This window comes from Comamonadaceae bacterium OTU4NAUVB1 (assembly GCA_024372625.1).
Lineage (GTDB): Bacteria > Pseudomonadota > Gammaproteobacteria > Burkholderiales > Burkholderiaceae_C > Variovorax.
The window spans coordinates 1,862,339-1,881,268 of the sequence record CP099605.1; the positions used below are offsets into that span (position 1 = coordinate 1,862,339).

Consider the following 18,930-nt stretch of genomic DNA (forward strand, 5'->3'; position numbering starts at 1 on the left):
CGGCGCGTTCCCGCGCGCCACCCCCCCGAAGGCCGGCCATGGCGTTCCGACACCGGAACGCGATGGCCGGCCTTCTCGCGTCCGCCGACGGCAGCTCGCATGGCGCGCACAAGATCAATCGATCGATTGATCTTGTGCTGTAATCCGCGTCCATGCCGAACGTCGCCCCCGCCTCCGACCGCCCCCCGAACCCGCCCCCTTCCCCCGCGCCGCGCGCCATGCGCAGCGACGGCATCGAGGCGCGCGGCCGCCTGCTCCACGCGGCCCTGGCCCTGTTCGCGGAGAACGGCTTCGCGCGCACCTCCACGCGCGAGATCGCCCAGGCCGCCAACACCAACATCGCCGCCATCAGCTACTACTTCGGCGACAAGGCCGGGCTCTACGCGGCGACGTTCAACGAGCCCATGGGCGGCAGCGTGGACGAACTGGTGGCGCTGATCGACGCGCCCGACGGCGCCACCTCGCCGACCCTGCGCCGGTTCTTCGAGGCCTACGTGGCGCCCCTCAAGCACGGCGAGACCGCGCGGCAGTGCATGCGCCTGCACATGCGCGAGATGATCGAGCCGACCGGCCGCTGGGCCCGGGAGGTCGAACGCGACATCCGGGGGCCGCACGAGGCGATGGTGCGCCTGCTGTGCCGCCACCTCGGGCTCGCCCGCGCCGACGACGACGTGCACCGGCTGGCGCTGGCCGTGGTCGGCCTGGCGGTGCAGCTGTTCGTGATGCAGGACGCCATCGGCGCGATCCGGCCGGCGCTGCTCGCATCGCCCGAGGCCGTCGACGCGTGGTCGCTGCGCCTGCACGGCCACGCGATGGCGCTGATCGAGGCCGAGGCCGAGCGGCGCCGCGCGCCGCGGGAGGACCGGTCATGACGCGGGCACCCGGCGCCCTCGCACCGTGCGGGCTGCGCCCGGCGCCGTTCGCAAAGGCGTCGATGCTGGTCGCCTGCGCGCTGCTGTCGGCGTGCGGGCTCACCCGACCGCCCGCGCGGGTCGACGCGGCGGCGCCGGCGCGATGGAACGCGCCCCTGCCGGACGCGCGGGCCCCTCGGCCGATGCCGGCGGCATCGGTCCCGGTCGGGGCCGGCGCGGTGCCCGAGGCGGCGCCCGGAACGGCGCCGCCGGGCGACGCCGGCGTCCCGGCATCGGCCCTGCCCCACGAGGGCTCGACGGCGGCGCTCGCGGCGTGGTGGCGCCGGCTCGGCGATCCGGCGCTGTCCGCGCTGATCGATGCCGCGCAGGCCGCCAACCCGACCGTCGCCAGCGCCGCCGCGCGCATCGCCGAAGCCGACACGGCCCGCACGCAGGCCGGTGCCGCGCTGCTGCCAACGCTCGACGGCACGCTGTCGGCCCAGCGCAGCAACTCGCCGTTCGGCACCGGGGTCGCGGCCGGCGGCGGCGCCACCACGCTCCCGGGGCTCACGACGCTGCAGGGCGGCCTGCAGTCGCGCTGGGAGCTGGACCTCTTCGGCGGCCTGCGCGCCGGCCGCGACGCGGCCGATGCCCGCCGGCGCGGCGCGGACGCCCGCTGGCACGACGCGCGCGTCTCGGTGGCGGCGGAAGCCGCCAACCTGTACTTCGGCGAGCGCTCCTGCCGGCGCCAGCTCGCCGTCGCGACCTCCGACGCGCGCTCGCGCGCCGAGACCGCGCGCCTGACCGGCCTGTCGGCCGATGCCGGCTTCAGCGCGCCGGCCAGCGCCGCGCTGACGCGTGCGAGCGCCGCGGACGCATCGGCCCGCCTGACGCAGCAGCGCGTCCAGTGCGACCTGCAGCGCAAGGCCCTGGCCGCGCTGACCGCCATCGACGGCGGCGCGCTCGACGCGCTGCTCGACGCCGCGCCGGCCGAGCGCGATCTGCCGCCGGTGCCGTCCGTGGCCAGCGTGCCGGCCCGGGTGCTGGCCCAGCGGCCGGACGTCTACGTGGCCGAGCAGGCCGTGGCGGCGGCGAGCGCCGACGTCGGCGCGGCCGAAGCCGAGCGCTATCCGAGCCTCGGGCTGCAGGGCTCGATCGCCGCGCTGCAGCTGCGCAGCGGCGGCGCGCGCCAAGCGCTGCAGACCTGGACGATCGGCCCCGTGGCCATCGGCCTGCCGATCTTCGACGGCGGCGTGCGGGCGGCCAACGCCCGCGCCGCCCGCGCCCGCTACGAAGAAGCCGTGGCGCTCTACCGCGCCGGCGTCCGCCAGGCGGTGCGCGAGGTCGAGGAGGCGCTGGTCAACCTGCGGGGCACCGAAGACCGCACGGGCGATGCCGACACCGCCGTGCGCAACTACCAGGTGTCGTTCGACGCCACCCAGGCGCGCTACGACAGCGGCCTGGCCAGCCTGTTCGAGCTGGAGGACGCGCGCCGCACGCTGTTCGCCACCCAGACCGCGCGCGTGGCGCTGCAGCGCGAACGCGCCGCGGCCTGGGTCGCGCTCTACCGCGCCACCGGCGGCGGCTGGACGCGCCCGGGCGAGACCGCCACGGCCGCGGCCGACGGTCCACTCCCCCTGGCCGCGCTGCCCGTCGCGACCGCCGACACCGGCACCGACACCGGCGCCACCGCGCGCCCTCCGTCCTCCCCCCGACTGCCATGAAGACACCGAAACGTTCCCTCCTGATCGTCGCGCTCGCGGCCGTGCTCGTCGTGGCCGGCGGCGTCGCGTACTGGACCGCGCGCGGCCGGCCGGCCGAAGGCGCCGCAGCGGCCCCGTCGGTCGAGGCGGGAAAGGCGGCGCCGGCGCGCCCGGTGCTCGCCGTCACGGTCGCCGCGCCCGAGACCACCGAACTCGCCGTCACCCTCGCGGCCAACGGCAACGTCGCGGCCTGGCAGGAGGCCATCGTCGGCTCCGAGTCGAACGGCCTGCGCCTGGCCGAGGTGCGCGCCAACGTCGGCGACGTGGTGCGCAAGGGCCAGGTGCTGGCGCGCTTCTCGCCGGAGACGGTGAACGCCGAGGTCGCCCAGTCCCGCGCCTCGCTGGCCGAGGCCCGCGCCACGGCCGCCGACGCCGCCGGCAACGCCGCGCGCGCGCGCACGCTGGCGCAGACCGGCGCCCTGAGCCAGCAGCAGATCAACCAGTACCAGACCGCCGAGCAGACCGCCCGGGCGCGCGTCACGGCCGCCGAGGCGGTGCTCGCGGCGCAGCAGGTGCGCGGGCGCAACACGCAGGTGCTGGCGCCCGACGACGGCGTGATCTCGGCCCGCGCGGCCACCGTGGGCGGCGTGGTGGGCGCCGGCACCGAGCTGTTCCGCCTGATCCGCCAGGGCCGGCTCGAATGGCGTGCCGAGGTGACCGCCGCCGAACTCGGCCGCATCGCCATCGGCACGCCGGCGGTGGTGGTGGCCGCCAGCGGCGCGCAGGTGCAGGGCAAGGTGCGCAGCATCGCGCCGACGGTCGACCCGCAGACGCGCGCCGCGCTGGTCTACGTCGACCTCCCGGCCGTGCCGCAGGCCACGGCCTCGGGCGGCGGCGGCGGCAGTTTCAAGGCCGGCATGTTCGCGCGCGGCGACTTCCAGCTCGGCCGCACGAACGCGGCCACCGTCGCGCAGGCCTCGGTCGTGCCGCGCGACGGCTTCAACCACCTGATGCTGATGCAGCCCGACGGCCGCGTCGCGCAGTTGCGCATCGAGACCGGACGCCGCGTCGGCGACCGGGTGGAGGTGCTGACGCCGCTGCCGGCGGACGCGCGCGTGGTCGTGCAGGGCGCGGGCTTCCTCAACGACGGCGACCTGGTGCGGGTGGTGGCACCGTGAACGTCTCGGCCTGGTCCATCCGCAACCCGATCCCGGCGGTGATGCTGTTCGTGCTGCTCACCTTCGGCGGGCTGCTGTCCTTCAACGCCATGAAGGTGCAGAACTTCCCCGACATCGACCTGCCTACCGTGACGGTGTCGGCGGCGCTGCCCGGCGCGTCGCCCTCCCAGCTGGAGACCGACGTCGCGCGCAAGCTGGAGAACTCGATCGCCACCGTCACGGGCCTGAAGCACATCACCACCAAGGTGCAGGACGGCGCGGTCACGCTGATCATCGAATTCCGCCTGGAGAAGCCGGTGCAGGAAGCGGTCGACGACGTGCGCTCGGCCGTGCAGCGCGTGCGGGCGGACCTGCCCGCGGACGTGCGCGACCCGGTCATCACCAAGCTGGACTTCGCGGCCCAGCCGGTGCTGGCCTTCACCATCGCCTCGTCGCGGATGGACGACCAGTCGCTGTCGTGGTTCGTCGACAACGACGTGACGAAGAAGCTGCTGGCGCTGCCCGGCGTGGGCGCGGTCAACCGCGTGGGCGGCGTCACCCGCCAGGTCCATGTCGACCTCGACCCGGGCCGGCTGCAGGCCCTCGGCGCGACGGCCTCGGACATCTCGCGCCAGCTGCGCCAGGTGCAGACCGAGAGCGCCGGCGGGCGCACCGACCTGAGCGGCAGCGAGCAGCCGGTGCGCACCCTGGCCACCGTGCGCTCGGCCGACGCCCTGCGCGACATCCAGATCCCGCTGTCGGACGGCCGGCGCATCCGGCTCGATCAGGTCGCGCGCATCACCGACACCATCGCCCAGCCGCGCGCGGCGGCCCTGCTCGACGGCAAGCCGGTGGTCGGCTTCGAGGTCGCGCGCAGCCGCGGCCAGAGCGAGGTCGCCGTCGGCGCCCTGATCCAGCAGGCGCTGCTGGAGCTGCGCGCGCAGCACCCCGACATCCAGCTGACCGAGGCCTTCAACTTCGTCGAGCCGGTGCAGGAGGAGTACGACGGCTCGCTGCACCTGCTCTACGAGGGCGCCATCCTGGCGGTGGTCGTGGTGTGGCTGTTCCTGCGCGACTGGCGCGCGACCTTTGTCTCGGCCGTGGCGCTGCCGATGTCGGTGATCCCGGCGTTCGTGGGCATGCACCTGCTGGGCTTCTCGATCAACGTGATCTCGCTGCTGGCGCTGTCGCTGGTGATCGGCATCCTGGTGGACGACGCCATCGTGGAGGTGGAGAACATCGTGCGCCACCTGCGCATGGGCAAGAGCCCTTACGACGCGGCCATGGAGGCGGCCGACGAGATCGGCCTGGCGGTGATCGCCACCACCTTCACGCTGATCGCGGTGTTCCTGCCCACGGCCTTCATGAGCGGCGTGGCGGGCAAGTTCTTCAAGCAGTTCGGCTGGACCGCCTCGCTGGCGGTATTCGCCTCGCTGGTGGTGGCGCGGGTGCTCACGCCGATGATGGCGGCCTACCTGCTCAAGCCCATCGTCACCGAGGAAAAGGAAGCCGGCTGGCTGCGCGTCTACATGCGCATGGCCGAGTGGTGCATGCGCCACCGGCTGGCCACGGTGGCGATGGCGACGCTGTTCTTCATCGGCTCGATCGCCATGATCCCGCTGCTGAAGACCGGCTTCATTCCGCCCGACGACAACTCGCAGACGCAGGTCTACCTCTCGCTGCCTCCCGGCGCCACGCTGGCCCAGACCCGCGCGACGGCCGAGGACGCGCGCCTGCGCCTGATGGCGGTGGCCCACGTGCGCAGCGTCTACACCACGGTGGGCGGCGGCAGCGCCGGCGGCGACCCGTTCGCCGGCTTCGGCACGCCGGAGACGCGCAAGGCCACGCTCACGGTCAAGCTCGACCCGCGCGGGGACCGGCCGCGCAAGCAGGTGGTGGAGAACCGGATCCGCGCGGCGCTGGCCTCGCTGCCGGGCGTGCGCAGCACGGTCGGGCTGGGCGGCTCCGGCGAGAAATACATCCTCGCGCTCAGCGGCGAGGACCCGGTGGCGCTCACCACGGCCGCGCGCGCCGTCGAGCGCGACCTGCGCACCATCCCGGGCCTGGGCGCCATCACCTCCACCGCCAGCCTGATCCGCCCGGAGATCGCCGTGCGTCCGGACTTCGCGCGCGCCGCCGACCTCGGCGTGACCAGCTCGGCCATCGCCGAGACCCTGCGCATCGCCACCGTGGGGGACTACGACCAGCTGCTGCCCAAACTCAACCTGGCCCAGCGCCAGGTGCCGATCGTGGTCAAGCTGGAGGACTCGGCGCGCCAGGACCTGGCGCTGCTCGAACGCCTGGCCGTGCGCGGCGCGCGCGGGCCGGTGATGCTCGGCCAGGTGGCCGAGCTGACGATGGAGGGCGGCCCGGCCGTCATCGACCGCTACGACCGCTCGCGCAACGTCAACTTCGAGATCGAGCTGTCCGGCGTCGGCCTGGGCGACGCCAAGACGGCCGCGATGGCGCTGCCCTCGATCCGCGCGCTGCCCCCGGGCGTGCGCGTGGCCGAGGTCGGCGACGCCGAGGTCATGACCGAGCTGTTCAACAGCTTCGGCCTGGCGATGCTGACCGGCGTGCTGTGCATCTACATCGTGCTGGTGCTGCTGTTCAAGGACTTCCTGCAGCCGGTGACCATCCTGTGCGCGTTGCCGCTGGCGCTCGGCGGCGCCTTCGTCGGGCTGCTGCTGGGGCAGAAGGCGCTGTCGATGCCCTCCCTCATCGGATTGATCATGCTGATGGGCATCGCGACCAAGAACTCGATCCTGCTGGTGGAGTACGCCATCGTCGCGCGGCGCGGCAACGACGGGACCGACGGCCACCCGGTGGTCGAGCCCATGAGCCGCTGGGACGCCCTGCGCGACGCCTGCCACAAGCGCGCCCGGCCCATCGTGATGACCACCATCGCCATGGGCGCCGGCATGATGCCGATCGCCTTCGGCTGGAGCGCGGCCGACTCGAGCTTCCGCTCGCCGATGGCGATGGCGGTGATCGGCGGGCTCATCACCTCGACGGTGCTGAGCCTGCTGGTGGTGCCGGCCGTCTTCACCTACGTCGACGACCTGGAGCAGTGGCTGCGGCGCGTCGTGCGGCGCCTGCGCGGGCATGCCGGCGAGACGCGGCCGGCCGCGGCACGCCCTGCGCCGCCGCGCGGGCCGCCATGAGCCTCGGGCGGTGACCCGCGCGCGACGGGCCGCCGGCCGGCGACGGCCCACGACCGGCCTTCTTCCTACCGCCGCACGCTGCGGCCACGCACCCGCACCGCGCGGCCGGCCGGCGACCCTGCCGTTCCACCCAGTCCCCGGAGTCCGCCATGCCCGTCGCCATCCGCCTACCGTACGCCCTCGCCGGCGCCGCCCTCGTGACGGGGCTCGGCGCCTTCGCGCAGCAGCCGTCCGCGGACGGCGACGCGGCGCAGGCCCAGCGGCGCTACGAGGCGCGCATCGCCGAGTGCAACCGCAGCGACCTGCCCGCGCCGGCGCGCAACGGCTGCGTGCGCGCGGCCGGCGCGGCGCTCGACCGCACGCTGGGCGGCCCGCCCCCCAACACGGAGATCGACACGCGGGACGGGCGTGCCACCGTGATCGCGCCCAGCGGTTCGATCGCGCCGCGCTCGGGATCGAACACCGTGACCTCCGACGACGGCCGCGCCACCATCGTCGTGCCAGCCGACGGCATCGGCGTGCCGCGCTGAGCCGGCGGCCGGCGGCCGCCGCAGGTCGCTTCCGGTGAAGGCCCCGAAAAGAAACGCCCCGCACCCATGAAGGGTGCGGGGCGTCGCGCGAGTGGCCGCTCGGGCGGCCCGGCCCGTCAGGCGTCGATCTGCGCCAGTGCCTTCATCTTGCGGTCGCTCATGCGCTTGGCCAGGCGCGGCAGCACCAGCACCGCCAGCACGACGATCACCAGCGCGATCGACATCGGGCGCTGCAGGAACACCAGCGCGCTGCCCTCGCCGATCGACATGGCGTTGCGCAGCTGCGCCTCGGCCAGCGGGCCGAGGATCATGCCCACGACCACCGGGGCGGTCGGGAAGTCGAAGCGCCGCATGATCACGCCCAGCACGCCGATGGCGTAGAGCAGGAACAGGTCGAACGCGCTCTGGCGCATGCCGTAGGCGCCGACCGTCGCGAAGATCAGGATGCCGGCGTAGAGCTGGGGCTTGGGGATCTTCAGCAGCTTGACCCACAGGCCGACCAGCGGCAGGTTCAGCACCAGCAGCATGACGTTGCCGATGTAGAGCGAGGCGATCAGCGCCCAGACCAGCGCGGCGGAGGTGGTGAAGAGCTGCGGACCGGGCTGGATGCCGTAGTTCTGGAACGCGCCCAGCAGGATGGCGGTGGTGTTGGAGGTCGGAATGCCCAGCGTGAGCAGCGGGATCAGCGCGGCCGTGACGGTCGCGTTGTTCGCCGCCTCGGGGCCGGCCACGCCCTCGATGGCGCCCTTGGTGCCGAACTCGGCGCGGTCCTCCGGGTTCTTGACCAGCTTCTTCTCCATCGCGTAGCTCAGGAACGTCGGGATCTCGGTGCCGCCGGCCGGAATGCAGCCGAAGGGCGTGCCGATGGCGGTGCCGCGCAGCCAAGCCGGGATCGAGCGCTTCCAGTCGCGCGCGCTCATGTGCACGCGGCTGAGCTTGTTCTGGCCCTCCACGACGCGCCCTTCGTAGAGCACCGCGTAGAGCACCTCGGCCACCGCGAACAGGCCCACGGCGACCAGCACGATCTCGATGCCGTCGAGCAGTTCGGGCACGCCGCCGGTGTAGCGGCCCTGGCCGGAGATCTGGTCGAGGCCGATGCAGCCCGCGGCCAGGCCGATGAACAGCGCCGTCATGCCGCGCAGCGTGCTCTTGCCTAGCACCGCGCTCACGGTGGTGAAGGCCAGCAGCATCAGCAGGAAATACTCCGGCGGGCCGAGCTTGACCGCGAACTCCGCCACGAAGGGCGCGAACAGGGTGACGACGACCGTCGCGATGCTGCCGGCCACGAACGAGCCGATGGCCGCCGTCGCCAGCGCCGCCCCGGCGCGCCCGCTCTTGGCCATCTTGTTGCCCTCCATCGCCGTCACCATGCTGGCGGTCTCGCCGGGGGTGTTGAGCAGGATCGAGGTGGTGGAGCCGCCGTACATGGCGCCGTAGTAGATGCCCGAGAAGAAGATCATCGAGGCCGTGACGTCGACCTTGCCGGTGATGGGCAGCAGCATCGCCACCGCCACCGCCGGGCCGATGCCCGGCAGCACGCCGACGGCGGTGCCCAGGGCGCAGCCGACCAGGCACCACAGCAGGTTCGCCGGGGTGATGGCCGCGGCGAATCCGGCCATGAGCGCGTTGAAGATTTCCATGTCAGAGCCACCCCGTCGAAGTCAGGCCCGGCAGGTTGATGGCCAGGAACTGCGTGAACATCCAGAACACCGGCGCGGCGATCAGCAGCCCCGTGACGGCGTCCATGACCCAGGCGCGCGGCGAATTCGCCTGCGGCTGGCCGGCGGCGCGCCGCAGGCCCTGCACGGCCAGCAGGTAGCACAGCGTGCAGCTGAAGATGAAGCCGAGCGTCGTGATCAGCGCCGCGTTGAGCAGCAGGCCGGCCGTGACCCAGACGAAGCCGGGCCAGTAGGCGCCGACCGCGTCCGAGGGCGGGTCCATCTCGCGGAAGCCGCCGGTGCGCGACTCCCAGACGATCCAGGCACCGCACAGCGTGAGCACGATCGACACCAGCCAGGGCAGGAAATTGGGGCCGACGCCGCCGTAGCCGGCCTCCGAGGAGATGCTCAGCGCGCCGAAGGCGAGCCCCAGGCCGGTGAGGAGCACGCCGAGCCCGACCAGCGTCTGGGGCCAGGTCGCCACCGGGACGGGGGGTGGATCGTGCGGCGCGAAGGGATTCGCAGAAGCGTCGGCAGGGGTCATGGGGGCTGCTCCGGAACAACGGAAGGGGATTGAAAAAAGGCACGTCGCGCGACGTGCCTTCGGGGAGACCGGCGGGTCGTGGAACCCGCGGGGTCAGACCATGCCGGACTTGGTCATGGTCGCGCGCAGGCTCGCGAACTCGTCGTCCACGAACTTGGCGAAGGGCTCGCCGGCCAGCACGGCGGGCGTCCAGTCGTTCTTCTTCGATGCCTCGGCCCACGACGGCGTCTTGAGGGCGGCCAGCACCAGATCGGTCAGGGCCTTGCGCTGGTCGGCCGAGATGCCCGGGGCGCCGTACACGCCGCGCCAGTTGCCGATCTCGACGTCGATGCCCTGTTCCTTGAGCGTGGGCACGTCGATGCCGGGCAGCCGGTTGGCCGACGTGACGGCGATGGCGCGCATCTTGCCCGCGGCGATGTACTCGGCGAACTCGCTGTAGCCGCTGCCGCCGACGGTGACGTTGCCGCCGAGCACGGCCGCCGTCGCCTCGCCGCCGCCACGGAAGGCGACGTAGTTGATCTTGGACGGGTCGGCGCCGACCTTCTGGGCGATCATGGCCGCCGCGATGTGCTCGGTGGAGCCGCGCGAGCCGCCGCCCCACTTGACGCTGCCCGGGTCCTTCTTGAGCTGGGCGACAACGTCGGCCATGGTCTTGAAGGGCGAGTTCGCCGGCAGCACGAACACGTTGTATTCGCTGGAGATGCGCGCGATGGGCGTGGCCTGCGACAGGTTCACCGGCGGCTTGCCGGTGATGATGCCGCCGAGCATCACGGCGCCCATGACCATCAGCGCGTTCGGGTCGGCCTTGGAACCGTTGATGAACTGCGCCAGGCCCAGCGCGCCGGCGGCGCCGCCCTTGTTGTCGTAGGTCACGGTGTCGGCGAGCTTGCCGTCGGTCATGGCCTTGCCCAGCGCGCGGCCGGTGGTGTCCCAGCCGCCGCCCGGGTTCGCCGGAATCATCATCTTGACGTTGGTGGCGGCACGGGCCGACAGCGGGAGGGCGCCGGCCGCGGCGAGTGCGGCCAGTGACTTGAGGAAGGTATCGCGACGCATGATGGGTGTCTCCTGATGGTGTTTGTCGGCAATGCCGCCGGTCGGCCGCTATGATGCGCCGCGCTCCTGTCAGTTGGCTGTCCATCGGACTGGGGTTAACACTCACCCGGACCTCCATGAAGCTCCTGCTCGTCGAAGACGACGTGTCGATGCAGGCGACGCTGCAGCGCGCGCTCGAGCGCCGTCGCATCGACGTGCGCGTGTGCGGCGACGGCGCCCTGGCGCTGGCGCAGTGGCAGGCGCTGGAGCCCGATGTCGTCGCGCTCGACCTGAGCCTGCCCCACGTCGACGGCCTCCAGGTGCTGGCCGCCGCCCGCGCCGCCGGCCTGCGCACGCCGGTGCTGCTGCTGACCGCGCGCGGCACGGTCGGCGACCGCATCGTCGGGCTCAACGCCGGCGCCGACGACTACCTGCCCAAGCCGTTCGACCTCGACGAGCTCGAAGCCCGCCTGCGCGCCCTGCGCCGGCGCCACCAGGGCACGGCCGGCGACCCGCTGCCCGGTCCCCAGGACGTGGGCGGCCTGCGCTACGAGGCATCGAGCGGCGCCGTCTACCACCGCGCCGCGGTGCTCGAACTCACCCCCCGCGAACTGGCCCTGCTGACGGCGCTGATGGTGCGACCCGGGCACGCGATGACCAAGGAGCGCCTGTTCGAGCTGGTGTTCCCGGGCGCGACCGAGGTGCAGTACGAGGCCATCGAGGTCGTCGTCTACCGCCTGCGCAAGAAGCTCGCGGGCACCGGCGCCGTGCTGATGACGCTGCGCGGCCTGGGCTACCTGCTGCGCGAAGACACGGCCGCCGCCGCATGACGGCGTCGCTGCGCGTCCGGCTGCTCGCGGGCATCCTGCTGCCGGTGGCGACGGTGATCGGCGTCAACAGCGTCATCCTCTACCGCGACAGCCTGGCCGCGGCGACCCTGGCCTACGACCGCACCCTGCTGGCCTCGGCCAAGACCATCGGCGAGCAGCTCGACGTCGAGGGCTACGACGAGCGGTCGCTGCTGCGATCGGTGGTGCCCTACTCCGCGCTCGAGGCGTTCGAGGCCGACAACCAGAGCCACATGTACTACCGTGTCTCGGCGCTCGACGGCCAACTGGTCTCGGGCTTCGACGACCTGCCTTTCTGGCGCGGCCGCCTGCCGGTGAAGTCGCCCTATGCCGCCCTGGTCGACTTCTACGACGACGCCTTCCGCGGCCAGCCGGTGCGCATGGCCGTGCTGTTGCAACCGGTGTCGAGCGGGCGCGGGCGCGGCACGGCGGTGGTGCAGGTGGCCGAGACGCTGGAGTTGCGCGAGACGCTGGCGCGCACCCTGCTCGTCGACACGCTGTGGCACCAGCTGCTGCTGCTGGGCGTGATCGCGGCGGTGACGGTGATCGTCGTGCAGCGCGCCACGCAGCCGGTGCGTCGCCTGGGCGAGGCGATCGAGCGGCGCGCCGCCGACGACCTCTCGCCGGTGGAGGCACCCGACGCGCCGCGCGAACTGCGTCCCCTGATCGATGCCACCACCCGCGTGATGGGTCGCCTGCAGGGTCTCATCGATCACCAGAACCGCTTCGTGCGCGACAGCGCCCACCAGCTGCGCACCCCGCTCGCGGTGCTCAAGGTGCAGGTGCAGTCGGCGCGGCGCGGCGATCTGCCGGCCGAACAGGCGCTCGCCGACATCGATCGCACCGTGACACGCGCGACGACGCTGGCCAACCAGATGCTCTCGCTGGCCAAGGTCGAGCAGTTGCGCCAGCAGCCCGACTCCCAGCCGCTGGACTTCGGCGACATCGTGCGCCAGGTGGTGCTGGACGTCTCGCCCCTGATCGCCGAACGCGCGCTGGATTTCGGGTTCGACGCCGAAGTCGTCCCGGTGACCGTCCGCGCCCACCGCTGGATGCTGGAGGAACTCGCGCGCAATCTGCTGCACAACGCCATCCGCCACAGCCCTGCGGGCGGCGCGCTGACCGTCGAGGTGCGTCGCGAAGGCACGGCGACGGCGCTGCTGCGGCTGCGCGACGCCGGCCCCGGCATCGCGCCCGACCTGCGCGCGCGGCTGTTCACGCCGTTCGCCACCGGCGGCATGCCGGGCGGCTCGGGCCTGGGACTGACCATCTGCCGGGAGATCGTCCGGGCCCTGGACGGGCAGATCGCGCTGGACAATCATCACGCCGGTGGCCGCATCGCAGGACTCGACGTCACGGTGCGCCTGCCGCGGCAATCCGATTGAGGCGCCGTTCGCGCCCTTCGCTTCGACATCAACCAGGGAACAGATGGATCGACTCCGCATCGACAAATGGCTGTGGGCCGCACGGTTCTACAAGACGCGCTCGCTGGCGGCCGAGGACATCGGCAAGCACCGCGTGCAGGTCAACGGCGACATCGCGAAGGCCTCGCGCGAGGTCAAGGCCGGCGACACGGTGGCGATGCGCCACAACGCAACGGTCCGCACGGTCGTCGTGCGCGGCCTGAGCAAGCAACGCGGGCCCGCGCCCGCGGCCCAGCTCCTGTACGAGGAGACCCCGGAGAGCCTGGTGGCCCAGGCGCAGGCCCGCGAGGCGCGCCGGCTGGGCAGCGAACCCGCGCTCACGATCGCGCAGGGCCGGCCGACCAAGCGCGAACGGCGCGACCTGGACGACGCATCGCGCGGCTGGGGCACCCGCTGGAGCGCGAGCTTGGAAGACGGCGAAGGGGGGTGACCCGGCCGCTCGGTTCGCCCGACCGCCGTGCGGGCGGATCGATCGAGGCCAGACAACGCCCAAAGAAATCTTTCGGCTGTAGCACGAATGTTTTCATCGACATCCCAGGCGCTACTTTGTCAATTCACTGTGAAGAATTTGACAGGCCCCTCGCGAACAGCCCACGGATACTGGCCGCCATCAGCTCGGAGTGACGATGAACCAGTGGGAAACCGATTTCAGCAAGGCAGTGGCGGCGTTGGAGATCGCATACGACAGCGATGTCCGCGCCTGTGCCACCCTGAACGACGACAGCAGATCGTCCTGGGGCCTGCAGCCGGTGCCGAAGTGGCCGGAGGCGGCCAGGAACGGCGCGATGGCCCGCGCGCGCGCCGCCCTGATCGCCGCCGAGGACGCGGTGCGAGCCGTCGTCGCGCGTCGCAGCCTCGCCTTGCGTCAGGCCCGCGAGCGCCGTGCGGCGCTCCACGACTTCGGCGCGTTCGCGCCGACGATGCCGGTGGGCCTGGAGCCCGCCCGGGTCGTCCCGGCCGGTATGTTCCCCTTCGAGCGCGATCTCCCGCGCAGCATCGGCCGCCACTGACCCGGGCGCGCCGTTCAAGGAACGGCCGTCCCGACGTTGGCGCGCAAGCGGCCTATTGCAGGGTGCCGCTCCCGATCGATTCCAGCGAGGGATTGATGAACAGCGGCGATTCCTGCGAACCCTGGCGCGGCCCCGAAGGTCCGCAGAGGGCCTGCAGCGCCATGTAGCCCGCCGCGAGCGCGGCATGGTAGCTCGCGAAGGGGAGCTGCGCCGATTCGATGGGCTCGTAGATCCCCATCTCCTCGTCCTCTTCCTGCACCACCCAGAAATAGAGGCCCGAGGCGGGTTCGTCGACCGTCAGCGCGATGCGTCGCAATTCAGCAGGGTTCTTCGTCATTTCTTCGGCTCCGGTGGCGAAGCCTCGTTTGTAAAAGGCAGACCGAAGAAAACGAAGTGTTTAGTTCACATTTTTGACCCAATTCTTGCTCGATGAACGATTTTGTCGATGCGTTCCATTCGCCGGGCCCCGTGGACCCGGTCGGTCAGCGTGACGAGGACGCCGGCAGCGCGCGTGGCGCCGTCGTGGGAGCCGTCACGGGATTTTCCGGCGTGGCGGGCGTGCGCGACGGCACCCCGGTGGTGGGCGCCATCTGCGTGGCGCTGACGGCCGGAGACTGGGTCTGGACGGCTTCGCCGGCGACGCCGAACCAGACCTTCACGCCCTTGTGCGCGGTGCAGGCGGCCGTGCGCCGCGCTTCGCTGGAGTAGCTGCCGTCGTTGCACTGGGCCGTGCTGCCGGCCGGTGCCTTGGCCGCGCTGGGCTGGGCCTGTGCGTGGAGCGCGGTGGCCGCGAGGATCGAGCACAGTGCGAGCGTGGTGAGGTATTTCATGGCGGTCTCCTGGACAGGTAACGATGGAAAGCACAGCGTGCTGCGCGTGTTTCACCGGCTTGTAGGTGCGTTCAGCGGATCACGGTGGGCAAAGCCGACAAAAGTCCTCAAGCCGCCCGCGTGGATGCCGATACACAGGCAGATCCCCCTGGCCCCGCCATGAACCCCGCACTCACCCCACGCCCCGTCCCCGCCGAGTTCGACGACGCACCCGCGCCGACGGTCCACAAGGGGCTGGTCCTGCAATCGTCGGAAGAACTGCGCGCGCTCAACAACAGCTTCGCGAGCCTGGTGATGCATCCGTCCGGACGGATCATTCGTGCCAACAACCGTTTCCTGCGCGAATGCGGCTACGAGCCGGAGGACATCGCCGGCATCGACATCGCCGTGCTGAGCCCGACCGCGGACGGTCTGGCGGAGAGCGCGGCGCGCGACTGGCGCTGCGTGCTCGACGGCCGGGCGTCCGGTGTCGAGCGGCTGCGCCTGCACAAGGACGGCACCCTGCACTGGATCGAGGCGTTCTACACGCTGCTCAAGGATGGCGAGGGACGGATCGCTCAGGTCGTGGAACTCTCCCGCGACATCACCGAGCGGGTCCTGCGCACGGCCGACGAGCAGGGACAGGTCCGCGCCATCAACGCATCGCAGGCGGTGGTGGAATTCGCGCTCGACGGCACCGTGCTCGACGCCAACGCGATCTTCCTCGATGCGATGGGCTACCGGCTGGAGGACGTCGTCGGGCAACACCACCGACGCTTCGTGGCGCCGGACGAAGCCGACAGCCCGTCGTATGCCGGGTTCTGGTCGCGGCTCGCGGCGGGCCACCATCACGCCGGCGAATACCGCCGCATCGCCAAGGACGGGCGGGAGGTCTGGCTGCAGGCGACCTACAACCCCATCCGCGATCCCCTGGGTCGCCCGCTGAAGGTCGTGAAGTACGCCGCCGACGTGACCCGCGAGCGGCTCATGCTGGCGGAATTCCAGTGGCAGGTCATGGCGTTGCGCAAGTCCCACTGCGTCATCACGTTCGACATGCACGGCGTGGTGCTCGATGCGAACGATCATTTCCTGCAGGCGCTGGGCTATCGCCTGGAGGAGATCGTCGGCCGCCATCACCGGATCTTCGTCGACCCGGCGCACACGCACGGCGCGGAGTACGCGGCCTTCTGGCATGCGCTCGAGGCCGGCCACCACCAGTCGGGCCAGTACCTGCGGATCGGCCGCGACGGCCGCGAGGTCTGGCTGCAGGCCAACTACAGCCCGGTCTTCGACATGGCCGGTCGCTTGATCAAGGTGGTCAAGTACGCCACCGTCATCACCGAGGAAAAGCGCCGGCAGGCCGAGCACCAGGGGCAGATCGCCGCCATCCACAAGGCCCAGTCGGTGGTCGCCTTCCATCTGGACGGCAGCGTGATCGACGCCAACGAGAACTTCCTCGACCTGATGGGCTACCGCCTGTCGGACGTGCGCGGTCGCCATCACCGCATGTTCGTCGAGCCGGAACTGGGCGCCTCGGCGGGCTACGCGGCGTTCTGGCAGGCGCTCGGTCGCGGCACCTATCAGTCCGGTGAATTCAAGCGCATCGGCAAGGACGGGCGCGAGGTCTGGCTGCAGGCGACCTACAACCCGATCATGGACGTGACGGGGCGCCCCACCAAGGTCATCAAGTACGCCACCGACATCACGCGGGAGAAACTCCGGGGGGCGGACTTCCAGAGCCAGATCACGGCCATCGACAAGTCCCAGGGCACCATGACGCTGTCGCTGGAGGGCGTCATCCTGAACGCGAATGCCAACCTCCTGGCCACGCTGGGCTACCGGCTCGAGGACATCGTCGGGCGCGACCACGCCATCCTGCTGGAGCCGGAGGTGGCCGGCACGCCGGCCTACGAAGCGTTCTGGGACACGCTGCGCTCGGGGCAATTCGTCTCGGGACGCTACAAGCGCATCGGCCGCGACGGCCGCGAGATCTGGCTGCAGGCTTCCTACAACCCGATCTTCGACCTCGACGGCGAACTCGACCGCGTAATGAAGTTCGCCATCGACATCACGGCCGACGTCGCGATGGCCGAAGCCTTCGAGGACGCCCGGCGCCAAGCGCACCACGACGCGGCCACCTCGCTGCCCAACCGTATCCGCCTGGCCAGCTTTCTCTCCACGCACCTGACCGACGAGCGCTCGCGCCTGGCCGTCATGTACCTCGACCTGGACCGCTTCAAGGCGATCAACGACACGCACGGTCATCACGTGGGCGACAAGGTGCTCGGCGCGGTCGCCGATCGGCTGAGGCGGTCGCTGCGCGCCGACCAGATCGCCGCGCGCATCGGTGGCGACGAGTTCGTCATCGCCGCCCCCCACCTCAACGAGGAGGAGATCACGCGCTACTGCCAGCACGTGCTGGAACTGCTGGCGGCGCCGATCGTGCACGACGGCGGCGAACTCTTCATCGGCGCGTCCATCGGCATCGCGATGGCGCCCAACGACGGCACCAGCCCCGACGAACTGCTGCGCGCGGCCGACACCGCGCTCTACCGCTCCAAGCACAACGGCCGCGGCACCTACTGCTTCTTCTCGACCCGCATGAACGACCGGCTCCAGGCCAGCCGGCGCCTGACCGACGACATGCGACGCGGCATCGCCGCGGGCGAGTTCTACCTCGAATTCCAGCCACGCTTCGATGCCCACACCCAGACGATCCGCAGCGCCGAGGCGCTGGTGCGCTGGCACCATCCGGAACACGGCAGGATGGCTCCCGACCTCTTCATCCCGCTGGCCGAGCGCAGCGGACTGATCCTGCCGCTGGGCGACTGGGTGCTGCTGACGGCGTGCCAGACCGCGCGCGACTGGCCGGGCATCGGCGTTTCCGTCAACGTGTCCCCGGTGCAGTTCCGCGATGGCCGTCTGGTCGAGCGCGTGCGCCACGCGCTCGAGGCGAGCGGTCTGGCCCCCGGCCGCCTGGAGATCGAGCTGACCGAGGGCGTGCTGCTCGAGGATGCCAAGCGCGCCGGCGCGACGATGCGCGAACTCAAGGAAGTGGGCGTGCGCCTGGCGGTCGACGACTTCGGCACGGGCTACGCGTCGCTCAGCTACCTGCGCTCGTTCCCGTTCGACGTCATCAAAATCGATCGCCAGTTCATCGGCGACCTCGAACCCATCACCGGTGGCCGCGCGATCGTGCAGGCGATCCTGGCGCTGGGCAAGGCGCTCGGGCTCACGGTGACGGCCGAGGGCGTGGAGACCGACCGCCAGCTGGAGATGCTGGTGGAAGACCACTGCAGCGAGGTCCAGGGCTTCCTGCTCGCGCGTCCGATGGCCGCGGCCCAGCTGGGCGCGCTGTACTGGAACGACGACGACGACGCGCGCCCCACGGGTCCGAGGAAGACGCCCCGGGACGCGACGCTGCGACTGATCGGTTGACCCCCTCCCTCCCCTTCATCGATCCATGCCCAACGCCCGCCACCTGTCCGACCAGGAACTCATCGACATCTCGCACCACTGGCGCCGTCTCGCGCTCGCGGGCGACGCCAGCGCCCGTGACGAGGCCCGCCGTCACGAGGTCGAACTCCGCCGCCGCCTCGGTGTGCCCGATCCCTCGGAGGCGCTGCTGCAGGCTTCCAGCGGTGGCGCGAGGAACGCCGAACGGGAGGCCGGCCTGCCGCTCGCGGCGGCGGACATCGCCAGCCAGTTCATCATCGCCACCGCCGATGCGTCGACGCGGTCGGCCGAGGCGCTGCAGGACCTGCTGCACAACCTGCGCATCCTGCTGGACATGGACATCGCGTTCGTGGCGGAGTTCGTCGAAGGCCGGAAGGTCTACCGGCGCATCGACCACGCCCAGGGAGATGCCTTCGCCGTCAAGGCCGGCGACTCGGCACCGCTGGAGAGCACGCTGTGCCAACGCGTGGTCGACGGTCGCCTGCCGTCGCAGCTCGGCGACACCTCGACCGAGCCGATGCTCTCGACGCTGGCCGTGCAGAAGGCCCTGAACATCGGCGCCTACCTCAGCGCGCCGGTGGTCCTGCGCGACGGCAGCGTCTACGGAACCCTGTGCTGCATCAGCCACTCGACGCGCACGGCCCTCGGCAGCCGGCAGATCGACGCCCTGCGTTATGTCGCGGGCATCGTCGCGGCCGAACTCGACAAGCACCGGGGCTGACCGGGCGACCGCCGGTGCGGCGT

General features: G+C 71.7%; 16 protein-coding genes. 11 read left to right on the forward strand and 5 right to left on the reverse strand.

What is annotated here, in order from left to right; genetic code table 11:
* Positions 1-152 precede the first annotated feature (152 nt).
* From NF681_12220 to NF681_12240, 5 genes are all read left to right on the forward strand, one after another.
* Positions 153-872, forward strand: coding sequence for a CerR family C-terminal domain-containing protein (locus NF681_12220; protein ID UST53100.1), 720 nt, complete (start codon positions 153-155; stop codon positions 870-872).
* Positions 869-2,575 (forward strand): efflux transporter outer membrane subunit, encoded by a 1,707-nt coding sequence (locus NF681_12225; protein ID UST53101.1) that lies wholly within the window; start codon positions 869-871, stop codon positions 2,573-2,575. Before NF681_12220 ends, NF681_12225 begins: the two co-directional genes overlap by 4 nt.
* Positions 2,572-3,732 (forward strand): efflux RND transporter periplasmic adaptor subunit, encoded by a 1,161-nt coding sequence (locus tag NF681_12230; protein UST53102.1) that lies wholly within the window; start codon positions 2,572-2,574, stop codon positions 3,730-3,732. The genes NF681_12225 and NF681_12230 overlap by 4 nt, the downstream gene beginning before the upstream one ends.
* Positions 3,729-6,875: an efflux RND transporter permease subunit gene (locus NF681_12235; GenBank protein ID UST53103.1), complete on the forward strand. Its 3,147-nt coding sequence runs from the start codon at positions 3,729-3,731 to the stop codon at positions 6,873-6,875. Before NF681_12230 ends, NF681_12235 begins: the two co-directional genes overlap by 4 nt.
* 149 nt (positions 6,876-7,024) lie before the next feature.
* Entirely contained in the window at positions 7,025-7,405 is a 381-nt protein-coding gene (locus NF681_12240; GenBank protein UST53104.1) for a hypothetical protein, read from the forward strand.
* Positions 7,406-7,521: 116 nt separating this feature from the next.
* Here the strand turns inward: NF681_12240 and NF681_12245 are convergent, their stop codons facing one another.
* The 3 genes from NF681_12245 to NF681_12255 all read right to left on the reverse strand — a co-directional run bounded on the left by NF681_12245 (position 7,522) and on the right by NF681_12255 (position 10,660).
* Complete coding sequence (locus tag NF681_12245) at positions 7,522-9,045, reverse strand: tripartite tricarboxylate transporter permease (protein ID UST53105.1); 1,524 nt, start codon at positions 9,043-9,045, stop codon at positions 7,522-7,524.
* A 1-nt stretch (position 9,046) separates the two neighbouring features.
* On the reverse strand, positions 9,047-9,607 hold the full coding sequence (locus NF681_12250) for a tripartite tricarboxylate transporter TctB family protein (protein ID UST53106.1): 561 nt from the start codon (positions 9,605-9,607) through the stop codon (positions 9,047-9,049).
* A 93-nt stretch (positions 9,608-9,700) separates the two neighbouring features.
* Positions 9,701-10,660 carry a tripartite tricarboxylate transporter substrate binding protein gene (locus tag NF681_12255; protein ID UST53107.1) on the reverse strand — a complete coding sequence of 320 codons (960 nt, stop codon included), beginning with the start codon at positions 10,658-10,660 and terminating at the stop codon, positions 9,701-9,703.
* A gap of 116 nt (positions 10,661-10,776) precedes the next feature.
* Between NF681_12255 and NF681_12260 the strand changes: the two genes are divergently transcribed.
* The 4 genes from NF681_12260 (at position 10,777) to NF681_12275 (ending at position 13,921) form a co-directional block, all read left to right on the forward strand.
* Positions 10,777-11,469 (forward strand): response regulator transcription factor, encoded by a 693-nt coding sequence (locus tag NF681_12260; protein ID UST53108.1) that lies wholly within the window; start codon positions 10,777-10,779, stop codon positions 11,467-11,469.
* Entirely contained in the window at positions 11,466-12,872 is a 1,407-nt protein-coding gene (locus tag NF681_12265; protein ID UST53109.1) for a sensor histidine kinase N-terminal domain-containing protein, read from the forward strand. The genes NF681_12260 and NF681_12265 overlap by 4 nt, the downstream gene beginning before the upstream one ends.
* A 43-nt stretch (positions 12,873-12,915) precedes the next feature.
* The gene (locus tag NF681_12270; GenBank protein ID UST53110.1) at positions 12,916-13,341 is read left to right on the forward strand and encodes an RNA-binding S4 domain-containing protein; all 426 of its coding nucleotides are present in this window, start codon (positions 12,916-12,918) and stop codon (positions 13,339-13,341) included.
* Positions 13,342-13,537: 196 nt separating this feature from the next.
* Positions 13,538-13,921 carry a hypothetical protein gene (locus NF681_12275; GenBank protein ID UST53111.1) on the forward strand — a complete coding sequence of 128 codons (384 nt, stop codon included), beginning with the start codon at positions 13,538-13,540 and terminating at the stop codon, positions 13,919-13,921.
* Between the two features lie 52 nt (positions 13,922-13,973).
* Here NF681_12275 and NF681_12280 read toward each other — a convergent pair whose 3' ends face one another.
* Together NF681_12280 and NF681_12285 are read right to left on the reverse strand one after the other, a co-directional pair.
* The gene (locus tag NF681_12280) at positions 13,974-14,258 is read right to left on the reverse strand and encodes a hypothetical protein (protein ID UST53112.1); all 285 of its coding nucleotides are present in this window, start codon (positions 14,256-14,258) and stop codon (positions 13,974-13,976) included.
* Positions 14,259-14,403: 145 nt separating this feature from the next.
* Entirely contained in the window at positions 14,404-14,751 is a 348-nt protein-coding gene (locus NF681_12285; GenBank protein ID UST53113.1) for a DUF3761 domain-containing protein, read from the reverse strand.
* A gap of 159 nt (positions 14,752-14,910) precedes the next feature.
* Between NF681_12285 and NF681_12290 the strand changes: the two genes are divergently transcribed.
* Entirely contained in the window at positions 14,911-18,168 is a 3,258-nt protein-coding gene (locus NF681_12290; GenBank protein UST53114.1) for a PAS domain S-box protein, read from the forward strand.
* A 25-nt stretch (positions 18,169-18,193) separates the two neighbouring features.
* Positions 18,194-18,907, forward strand: a complete 714-nt coding sequence (locus NF681_12295) for a GAF domain-containing protein (GenBank protein UST53115.1) — start codon at positions 18,194-18,196, stop codon at positions 18,905-18,907.
* Positions 18,908-18,930: the final 23 nt, after the last annotated feature.

What these genes read in the sequence shown, in the direction of transcription:
- NF681_12220 (UST53100.1), top strand. Translation starts at nt 153, where the DNA reads ATGCCGAACGTCGCCCCCGCCTCCGACCGCCCCCCGAACCCGCCCCCT.
- NF681_12225 (UST53101.1), top strand. Translation starts at nt 869, where the DNA reads ATGACGCGGGCACCCGGCGCCCTCGCACCGTGCGGGCTGCGCCCGGCG.
- NF681_12230 (UST53102.1), top strand. Translation starts at nt 2,572, where the DNA reads ATGAAGACACCGAAACGTTCCCTCCTGATCGTCGCGCTCGCGGCCGTG.
- NF681_12240 (UST53104.1), top strand. Translation starts at nt 7,025, where the DNA reads ATGCCCGTCGCCATCCGCCTACCGTACGCCCTCGCCGGCGCCGCCCTC.
- NF681_12245 (UST53105.1), bottom strand. Translation starts at nt 9,045, where the DNA reads ATGGAAATCTTCAACGCGCTCATGGCCGGATTCGCCGCGGCCATCACC.
- NF681_12250 (UST53106.1), bottom strand. Translation starts at nt 9,607, where the DNA reads ATGACCCCTGCCGACGCTTCTGCGAATCCCTTCGCGCCGCACGATCCA.
- NF681_12255 (UST53107.1), bottom strand. Translation starts at nt 10,660, where the DNA reads ATGCGTCGCGATACCTTCCTCAAGTCACTGGCCGCACTCGCCGCGGCC.
- NF681_12260 (UST53108.1), top strand. Translation starts at nt 10,777, where the DNA reads ATGAAGCTCCTGCTCGTCGAAGACGACGTGTCGATGCAGGCGACGCTG.
- NF681_12265 (UST53109.1), top strand. Translation starts at nt 11,466, where the DNA reads ATGACGGCGTCGCTGCGCGTCCGGCTGCTCGCGGGCATCCTGCTGCCG.
- NF681_12270 (UST53110.1), top strand. Translation starts at nt 12,916, where the DNA reads ATGGATCGACTCCGCATCGACAAATGGCTGTGGGCCGCACGGTTCTAC.
- NF681_12275 (UST53111.1), top strand. Translation starts at nt 13,538, where the DNA reads ATGAACCAGTGGGAAACCGATTTCAGCAAGGCAGTGGCGGCGTTGGAG.
- NF681_12280 (UST53112.1), bottom strand. Translation starts at nt 14,258, where the DNA reads ATGACGAAGAACCCTGCTGAATTGCGACGCATCGCGCTGACGGTCGAC.
- NF681_12285 (UST53113.1), bottom strand. Translation starts at nt 14,751, where the DNA reads ATGAAATACCTCACCACGCTCGCACTGTGCTCGATCCTCGCGGCCACC.
- NF681_12290 (UST53114.1), top strand. Translation starts at nt 14,911, where the DNA reads ATGAACCCCGCACTCACCCCACGCCCCGTCCCCGCCGAGTTCGACGAC.
- NF681_12295 (UST53115.1), top strand. Translation starts at nt 18,194, where the DNA reads ATGCCCAACGCCCGCCACCTGTCCGACCAGGAACTCATCGACATCTCG.